The sequence below is a fragment of the Streptomyces sp. UH6 genome (genome assembly GCF_013421635.1).
GTDB lineage: Bacteria > Actinomycetota > Actinomycetes > Streptomycetales > Streptomycetaceae > Streptomyces > Streptomyces abyssomicinicus.
On record NZ_JACADT010000185.1, the window covers coordinates 1 to 7,979 of the forward strand.

Below are 7,979 nucleotides of genomic sequence, written 5' to 3' on the forward strand. Positions count from 1 at the left end.
TCCTGCCCGACGCGCGGGAGGACGGGCTGCCGCCCCCCGTTCCGTGGGACGGCGACGAGCCGTACGCCCCGATCGGGCTCCCCCTGGTCGACCTCCTCGACCGGGTGCTCGGCGCCGGCGTGGTGGTCAGCGGCGACCTGGTCCTGGCCATCGCCGACGTCCCGCTGGTGCGCGTCTCGTTGCACGCCCTGCTCTGCTCGGTCTCCGCCCGTGTCCCCTCCCCCTGGGCCGACAGCGGCCCCCTGTGAGGACTCTCGTGAACACACCGCCCGCCCCCCGTGACGGAACGCTCGACCTCGATCCGGAGAAGGTCGCCGACGGCCTGGCCCAACTCGTCCTCACCGTGGTCGAACTGCTCCACCAGCTCATGGAGAAGCAGGCGGTCCGCCGCTTCGAGGAGGGCACGCTCACCCCCGAGCAGGAGGACCGCCTCGGCACCGCCCTCATGCTGCTGGACCAGCGCATGGACGACCTCTGTGCCCGGCACGGCCTGACCCGCGACGACCTCAACCTGGACCTCGGGCCGCTGGGTTCACTGCTCTGACCCCGCGGGCCCGCGGGCCGTCTTGTACGGCCTTTGTATGCCGGCCTCCTTCAATCGCCGGATCATCCCCACCACCACGGGAGGATCCATGGCGAGACGAGGATTCACCGCACGTTCCCTGCCGGCCGCGCTGGCGGGTCTGACGATGGTCACGGCGCTGCTCCAGGGCTCTCCGGCCGCCGCGGACGCGGACGCCACCCGGCCGGCGTTCCGGATGCCGTTCGTCTGCGACCAGTCCTGGCGCGGCAGCAACTGGAACGGCCACAGTCCCGCCCACTCCATCGACTGGAACCACTACGACGCCGCGGGCAACCCCGACGACCTCGGCCGCCGGGTCCTGGCCAGCGCCGGGGGGACCGTGCTGTCCTCCTACTACGCCACCGACACCGGGTACGGGAACACCGTCGTGATCGGTCACGGCGACGGCTGGCGGACCCGCTACGCCCATCTCCAGAGCCGGGACGTGCAGAAGGGCGACACCGTCACCCGCGGGCAGCTGATCGGCAAGGTGGGGGCGACGTCCGCGCTGTACTCCCTCTCGCCGCACCTGCACTACGAGCAGATCCACGACGGCTCGGTCGTCGTCGCCGTCGTCCAGGGAGTCACCTGGAACGACTACCTGGTGCGCTACCAGACCAGTACGAACGGCTGCTGAACAGGGCCTCGCCCGCGGCCCTGAGGGCTCTGCCGGGAGCCACGCCGAGCTCGGCGGCGAACAGCCGCCGTGCCTCGGCGTAGGCGACGCGGGCCTCGGCGGTGCGACCGGCCCGGTCGAGCGCGCTGACCAGCAGCTGCCACAGGTCCTCGCGCAGCGGGTCGGCGGCGATCCGGGTGCGCAGCTCGGCGACGAGCGGACCGTGGTCACCGGTGGCCAGCCGCAGGCGCAGCGACTCGTCGTGGACGACGGTCCGCAGCTGTTCGACACGGGTCAGGACGGGGTCCCACAGCACGCTGCCCGGCAGGTCCTGCAGGACGCCGCCGCGCCACAGGGAGAGCGCCGCCAGGTAGCCCCGCAGCGCGGCGGCGTGCTGCCCGGCGTCACGCGCGGTCCGCGCCCGGTCCACGCGTCTCTCGAAGAGCAGCAGGTCGTGCTCGAGCGGGGGCACGTCGAGGACGTAGCCGCCGTGGCGGGTGCGCAGCCCCGTGGTGTCCACCCCCGCCGCGGCCAGTGCGCCCCGCAACGCGCGGACGTACGTGCGCAGGTTGGCGACGGCGGAACGCGGCGGCCGTTGCGGCCACAGCACTTCGGTCAAAGTGTCGAGCGAGACGAACGCGCCGGGACGCAGCAGCAGCGTGGCCAGGACGGCCCGCGGCTTGGGCCCTCCGAGCGGGACGCAGCTCCGCGCTCCGACGCCTCTGATCTGCAGCGGGCCCAATATGCCGAACGTCGGCTCCCTCATCCGCCTGCCCCCATGCCGCGCCCCCGGATCCTCCGTGACCCAGGCAGCGTATCGACGCCGGACACATGCGGAACAGGACGTCCCCGCCCGCACTCCCCCAGCCTGTCTCAACATGCCATTGACGCTGCCCCCGCACCCTCAGCAGACTCACCATCCCCACAAACGTACGCACCGGTTCCCCCGGACCGGTGCGCCGACCGAGCGGAGATCCTCCTCATGGGTAGCCGATCAGAACTTCCGTTATTTAAGGGTCTGCTGGGCAGGCGTGGAGCCGAGCGCCGCCGCACCGGCGCCCTCGCCGCCGCCGCACTGGCCCTCACCACCACCGCCGCCGCGGTGGCCGCGCCCGAGGCCCAGGCCCCCGCCGTCCTGGCGTCGGCCGTGACCGCCGCCGCTGCCTGCGGGGACGGGTCCTACCAGGCCGAGGCCGTACTGAACGGAAGTACCTGGACCGCCCGTCGGGGCTCCTCGACGGTGTACACCGGCAGCGATCTGCGCGCCGCCGTGCAGGCGGCCGTGGGCAGCCTCACCGCGAACCGCACGTACAAGGAGCGCGTGGTCGTCCGCGGCTCCGGCTCGATGTCGGCCGGCTCCCGCATCTCGCTGCCCAGCTACACCGTCCTGGACGTCTGCGGCACCATCAACGTCACCGGCAGCGGTTCCGGGGACCAAGCGCCGGTGTACTCGCGCGGTACGAGGGACGTGGAGATCCAGCACCTCAACGTGACCGGCGCGCCGCTGTACGGCATCTTCATGCGCAACGTGCAGAACGTGGTCCTCGGCCAGATCGACATGCGCCTGTCCTCCGGCCTGGGCGTGCGGATCGACAACCGCGGCGACACCAGCCAGTGGAGCCGCAACATCCGCATCGACAACGTCTACGTCTCGGGCGCCTCCAGCCACGCCGTCGAGACCTACGGCGTCGACGGCCTCACCGTCGGCACCGTCACCGCCCGCAACGTCGGCGAGTCGGGCCTGCTGCTCAACCAGACCGTCAACGCGACCGTCACCAAGGTCGACGCGGAGAACGCGGGCACCGGCACCGGTTACGCGGCCTTCCGGATGGCCAACCGCAACGGCCGGGTGGGCAGTTCGTACCCCACCAACATCCGGGTGGGCGAGGTGGTGGCCCGCGGCGGCGGGCGCGGCGTGTTCTGCGTCTCCGAGAGCGGCGGCGCGGTCATCGACCGGGTGAACATCTCCAACACCGGCAACAACGCGGTGCTGATCGAGAACTGCTACAACGTGACCCTCGCCGCGCAGAGCGGCACGGTCAGCGGCGGCGGCGAGATCCGCCTCGCGGCGCGCACGGAGTTCCCGAACAACTCCGACATCTGGGTTCAGAACCTGACGGTGACCAACTCCGCGATCCGTGAGAGCCCGTGCGGCACCAACACCACGTTCCGCAACAACACGCTGGTCAACAGCAGCCAGTCCATCTGCTGACCGGACCGTCGCCGGCCGTCCCTCCCCGGATCACCAGGATCCGGGGAGGGACGGCCGGGGTGGACGGCCGGCCGACGTTGCTCGCGTGTCTGTGCCATGAGGACCCGGCTGCGGGAAACGGGTCACGGCATGCCCCGGACCGAAGCACGCGCCCCGCACGCTCAGTCGGAGCCACCCCGGCCCACCACGGCGACGAACCCGGCCCACGCGTCCCGCCCGAAGGCGACCCGGGGGCCGCCGCGCGCCTTGGAGTCCCGCACGTGGATCGCGGCCCGGTCGACGGCGACCTCGACGCATTCGCCGCCCTCGTCGCCGCTGTAGGTGCTCTTGAACCAGCGGAGCCCGGTGGGCTGTTCGGTGTTCATAGGTCTCCCAGCAACTTCTCGACGAGGCGCGAGGATTCGTGGGTGGACAGCGCCTGCCCTCGGATGCTGCCATACTTCGCGGCCAGGACCCGGACCTCCTCGGGAGCGGTGATCAAGCGACTCACGTGCTGGACCTCCAGATACGCCATGCGCGGCCTGTCCTTGAGTTCGAGCAGGGTGAACGGGCCACCCATCCCCGCATGTTCCTCGCTGCTCATCGGCATCACCTGGATCTCCACGTGTCGCAGGCCGCCCACCTGCACCAGATGCCGCAACTGCTCAAGCTGAACCGCGCGCCCGCCGAAGGACTGCCGGAGCACCGCTTCCTGGACCACGGCGGTCACCTTAGGCGGCGGCCACCTGGTCAGCAGTTCCTGCCGGGCGAGCCGTGCAGTGACGCGCTGCTCGATGGTCTCCTCGTCGAAGTAGGGCTGCCGGTTGGAGAAGACGGCACGCGCGTACGCCTCCGTCTGGAACAGACCGGGCACAGCCTGGTTGGCGAAGTAGCACAGCTCCACCGCCTTGCCCTCCAGCTCCGCGTAGTCGCGGAACCACTCCGGATGCCTCACCCGCCGACGCGACTTCGCCCGCTCCACGTCCTCCACGGCAACGGCCAACAGTCCGCCGCACCCGAGCAGTTCGTCCGCCGCCCGCAGGAACTCCGGCTGCGGTGTGCGCCGCCCCCGCTCCAGGGAGGAGATCTGTTCCTCGCTGTATCCCAGCCGCCTGCCCAACTCCCGCTGCCCCAGCCCCGCCCGCTCCCTCGCGGCCTTGAGCTGGCGGCCGACCGCCCGGAACAGGTCCGCCGCCTCGTCCGAGGCCGCCGGGTCCTCCGTGTTCACTCCGACTCCCGCTGTCATCCCTGCCACCACCTTGCTCCACTGATCACCGAGCGTGACGAGCGGCAGGCACGCCCGGACACCCGGACAACCCGGCCGCCCGTCCGGACAGATCGCTCGGCGCCGCCGGACAATGGCCGTCGGTACCGGCCCGGACACTCCTCACAGTAGATCCATCACGTCACTCTCGGTGAGGTGAACGAGAAATCCGGAACCGCTGTCCACCGACCCCGGCCGGCCGCGCGGCCGCCGCGCTTCGGCACGCTCTTCCCCGCCACCCCGCGCGGTGCGCACGTCGTGCGCCGTGCCGCCGAACGTTGGCTCGGCACGCACCTGTCGGCCGATGACGGCCTGATTCCGACCGCCGCCCTGCTCGTCGCCGAACTCGCGGCGAACGCCGCCCTGCACGGCCGGGTGCGTGGCCGTGGGGCCCGGCTCACGCTCCTGCTGGACGCCGCCGAACTCCGGATCGAGGTCACCGACGCCCGGGGCGACCACCCGCCCGTGCCCCGGGCGGACCCGGACGGCACGTCAGGGCGCGGCCTGTTCCTCGTCGAGGCACTGGCGGACGACTGGGGCGTCCGGCCGTACCATCCGGGCGGGAAAACGGTGTGGGCCACCCTCCGATGGGGGGACACCCCGTCACGCGTCGTCCCGCACGGCCGGGAAGACCGAGTCGACGAGGTGGAGCACGGTGCGCGTCAGCATGACGTGCAGATCGCTGCGGCCGAGCGTGCCGCGCACCAGCCACTCGCGGGAGGCGGCCTTGAGCATGCCGCTGTGCGCGCGGATCATCGCCCGCAGCTTCTCGCGGCCTTCCACCACGTCGGTCATCATCGCCGCCTCGAGGACCCGGTCGGTGGCGATCTCGTCGGCCTCGAGCATGATCCGGTCGATCTCGGGGTCGTTGCCGAGGGCTTCCAGGCCGATCGCGGAGAGCCACATCTCCCGGTTGCGTTCGACGACTTCGAGCCAGCGGTCGACGCAGATCGAGACCCGCTCCTCGGCGGTGGTGGGCGGCAGCCGCTCCGAGACGGAGGCCGGCACGACCATCATCTGCCGCACCACCTCCAGGTACAGCTGCCGCTTGCCGCCGAAGTAGTGGTTGATCAGCGCCCGGGCCACCCCGGCCCGGGCCGCGATGTCCGACGTGGACACCGTGGCGTAGCTGTTCGCCCCGAACAGCCCGCGGGCGACGGCCAGGATCTCCGCCCGGCGGGCGTCCGGGTCCATCCTGCGTCGTGGTGCCTGGCGCCGACCGTCCATGCCCTCATCCCTCTCGTTGCCGTGCCCCCGGCGGCGGCGAGGTGCCGCCGAGGACGGACCTACGTGTACATCGACTCGATCGTCGCGGCGTGCAGCCGGTCGATGTCCCGTCGCCGCAGGCTCAGTTTGGGCGTCAGTTCCCCGGACTCCGCGGTCCAGGGACCGGCCAGCAGACGGTGCCTCTTCACCTGTTCCGGGCGGGAGAGCCGGGCGTTGGCCTCGGCGACCGCGGCGTCGACGGCGGCGAGCACCTCCGGGTGGCGGGCCAGCTCGTCCAGCCCGTCGGCGTCGATCCCGTGGGCCTCGGCCCACCGCGGGGCCGTCTCCTCGTCCAGCACCAGCAGCGCGGTGATGTACGGGCGGCGGTCGCCGACGGCGACGGCCTGGGCGACCAGGGGGTGGGCGCGCAGCAGGGACTCCACCCGGGTGGGGGCGACGTTCTTGCCCCCGTCGGTGATGATGATCTCCTTCTTGCGGTCGGTGACGGAGACGATGCCCCGGTCGTCCACCGCGCCGAGGTCACCGGTGGGCAGCCAGCCCTCCGCGTCGGCCGCCGGGTCGACGCCGCCCTGCGGGTTCAGGTAGCCGGGCACCACCACGGGGCCGCGGACGAACAGCTCGCCGTCCTCGGCGGCCCTGACCTCGATGCCGGGACCCGGGCGCCCGACGGCGCCCAGGGCGAACGCGTCGGGGACGCCGACCGTGGCCGCGCCGGTGGTCTCGCTCAGCCCCCACACCTCGTACACGTCGAGGCCGACGCTCGCGAGGAGTTCCAGGACGGCGGTGGGGATCGGCGCCGCCCCGCTGAAGGCGCGGCGGCAGTCGTCGAACCCGACGGCGGCGCGGATCGGCAGCAGCACCTCCTCGTCGAGCCGTCGCAGTGAGGCGGCGACGTCCTCGGGGACCCGCCGGCCCTCGGAGCGCAGGCGGAACGTCTCCAGCGCGAGCTTGCGCGCCTGTTCCACGGCCTCGGCCCGTTCCCCGGTCAGCGTGGCGAGCCTGGCCTCCAGGCCGGCGGCGAGCTTCTCCCAGACCCGGGGGACGCCGAAGAACCCGTGCGGGCGCACCTGGAGCAGTCCGGGCAGGAGCTGCGCCGGGTCGGCGCAGATCGTGACGTGGCCGGCGTTGCAGATCGGCAGGTAGATCCCAAGGACCCGCTCGGCGATGTGTGCCATCGGCAGGTACGCGAGGGTCCGGGGATGCTCGGGAACGGCGACGAGCTGGTCCTGCATGAACGACTCGTGGATGACGTTGCGGTGGGTCAGCACCACGCCCTTGGGGTCACCGGTGGTGCCCGAGGTGTACACCACGGTCATCGGCTGGTCGGTGGTGACGGCTTCGGTGAGCGCCTCGAAGGCGGCCTCGTCGGGCTTCACGCCGCCGCGCACGGCCTGGTAGCTGACGAACCGCCCGTCGCCCTCCGGGGCGGCGCTCCAGTCGAGGACGACGACGGCCCGCAGGTGCGGCAGGTCGTCCAGCACCGGACCCCAGCGCCGCATCTGATCCTCGCCCTCCAGGACGAGGACGGTGGCCGCGCTGTGCCGTGCGACGAAGCGGATCTGCTCGGTGCTGAGGGTGTCGTACGTGGAACAGGACAGGGCGCCCAGATGGATCGCCGCCAGGTCGGCGACCCAGTGCTCGGCCCGCTTCGACATCGCGATGAGCATCCGCTCGCCCTGCCGGAGACCGAGTGCGGCGAGTCCGCGGGTGAGGGCGGCGACCTCGGCGCGCAGCTGGGACCAGGTCAGCGTCCCGTCCTCGGGGCCGATGCCTGTGGTGAGTGCGGGAAGTGCGGCGAACTGCTCGGCGTTGCGCCGCAGCAGCCTGGGAATGGTCAACCCCTCGACGGACTGTCGCAGTTGCTCTGCTGTGGCCACGGCGGGCTCCCTCCATCGCGAACCGTGAGCGGACTCCTCGAGCGGGGCCCACCGTGGACCCGCAATTGGCCGGGTGTCAATAGACCGCGCACGAACCGCCCGGCGGATGGCGGACAGTCCCCAACTCCCTTTGATGGCATGGGAGATGACCGCAGCGAACCTGTTGACACGGCGCCGGTGGCCGAACCTCACCCCGCCACACGTCGGGCGCGACGGCCCTGGGCACGACCGCCCGGGCCGAC

9 protein-coding genes and 1 pseudogene are annotated in these 7,979 nt (G+C 72.0%); 5 read left to right on the forward strand and 5 right to left on the reverse strand.

Features of this window, described 5'->3' with window-relative positions:
* The first annotated feature begins 26 nt into the window (after positions 1 to 26).
* The 3 genes from HW445_RS12135 to HW445_RS12145 all read left to right on the forward strand — a co-directional run bounded on the left by HW445_RS12135 (position 27) and on the right by HW445_RS12145 (position 1,199).
* Positions 27 to 248 carry a gas vesicle protein gene (locus tag HW445_RS12135; protein WP_180221036.1) on the forward strand — a complete coding sequence of 74 codons (222 nt, stop codon included), beginning with the start codon at positions 27 to 29 and terminating at the stop codon, positions 246 to 248.
* Positions 249 to 256: 8 nt separating this feature from the next.
* Positions 257 to 544 carry a gas vesicle protein K gene (locus HW445_RS12140; protein ID WP_180221031.1) on the forward strand — a complete coding sequence of 96 codons (288 nt, stop codon included), beginning with the start codon at positions 257 to 259 and terminating at the stop codon, positions 542 to 544.
* Between the two features lie 88 nt (positions 545 to 632).
* The gene (locus HW445_RS12145; protein ID WP_257231021.1) at positions 633 to 1,199 is read left to right on the forward strand and encodes a M23 family metallopeptidase; all 567 of its coding nucleotides are present in this window, start codon (positions 633 to 635) and stop codon (positions 1,197 to 1,199) included.
* On the opposite strand, the gene HW445_RS12150 is transcribed toward HW445_RS12145, so the two are convergent.
* Positions 1,147 to 1,944 carry an AfsR/SARP family transcriptional regulator gene (locus tag HW445_RS12150; protein WP_180221032.1) on the reverse strand — a complete coding sequence of 266 codons (798 nt, stop codon included), beginning with the start codon at positions 1,942 to 1,944 and terminating at the stop codon, positions 1,147 to 1,149. The genes HW445_RS12145 and HW445_RS12150 overlap by 53 nt on opposite strands.
* Positions 1,945 to 2,160: 216 nt before the next feature.
* Between HW445_RS12150 and HW445_RS12155 the strand changes: the two genes are divergently transcribed.
* Entirely contained in the window at positions 2,161 to 3,390 is a 1,230-nt protein-coding gene (locus tag HW445_RS12155) for a hypothetical protein (RefSeq protein ID WP_257231022.1), read from the forward strand.
* A gap of 161 nt (positions 3,391 to 3,551) precedes the next feature.
* Here HW445_RS12155 and HW445_RS12160 read toward each other — a convergent pair whose 3' ends face one another.
* Complete coding sequence (locus HW445_RS12160) at positions 3,552 to 3,755, reverse strand: DUF397 domain-containing protein (RefSeq protein ID WP_180221033.1); 204 nt, start codon at positions 3,753 to 3,755, stop codon at positions 3,552 to 3,554.
* On the reverse strand, positions 3,752 to 4,615 hold the full coding sequence (locus tag HW445_RS12165) for a helix-turn-helix transcriptional regulator (protein WP_180221034.1): 864 nt from the start codon (positions 4,613 to 4,615) through the stop codon (positions 3,752 to 3,754). The genes HW445_RS12160 and HW445_RS12165 overlap by 4 nt, the downstream gene beginning before the upstream one ends.
* A 276-nt stretch (positions 4,616 to 4,891) precedes the next feature.
* Between HW445_RS12165 and HW445_RS32780 the strand changes: the two are divergent.
* Positions 4,892 to 5,155: pseudogene (locus tag HW445_RS32780) on the forward strand (ATP-binding protein); the annotation flags it as partial.
* A gap of 81 nt (positions 5,156 to 5,236) precedes the next feature.
* Here HW445_RS32780 and HW445_RS12175 read toward each other — a convergent pair.
* Both HW445_RS12175 and HW445_RS12180 read right to left on the reverse strand, forming a co-directional pair.
* On the reverse strand, positions 5,237 to 5,860 hold the full coding sequence (locus HW445_RS12175) for a TetR/AcrR family transcriptional regulator (protein WP_218956884.1): 624 nt from the start codon (positions 5,858 to 5,860) through the stop codon (positions 5,237 to 5,239).
* 59 nt (positions 5,861 to 5,919) lie between these two features.
* Positions 5,920 to 7,737: a long-chain fatty acid--CoA ligase gene (locus HW445_RS12180; protein WP_180221035.1), complete on the reverse strand. Its 1,818-nt coding sequence runs from the start codon at positions 7,735 to 7,737 to the stop codon at positions 5,920 to 5,922.
* Between the last annotated feature and the right edge of the window lie 242 nt (positions 7,738 to 7,979).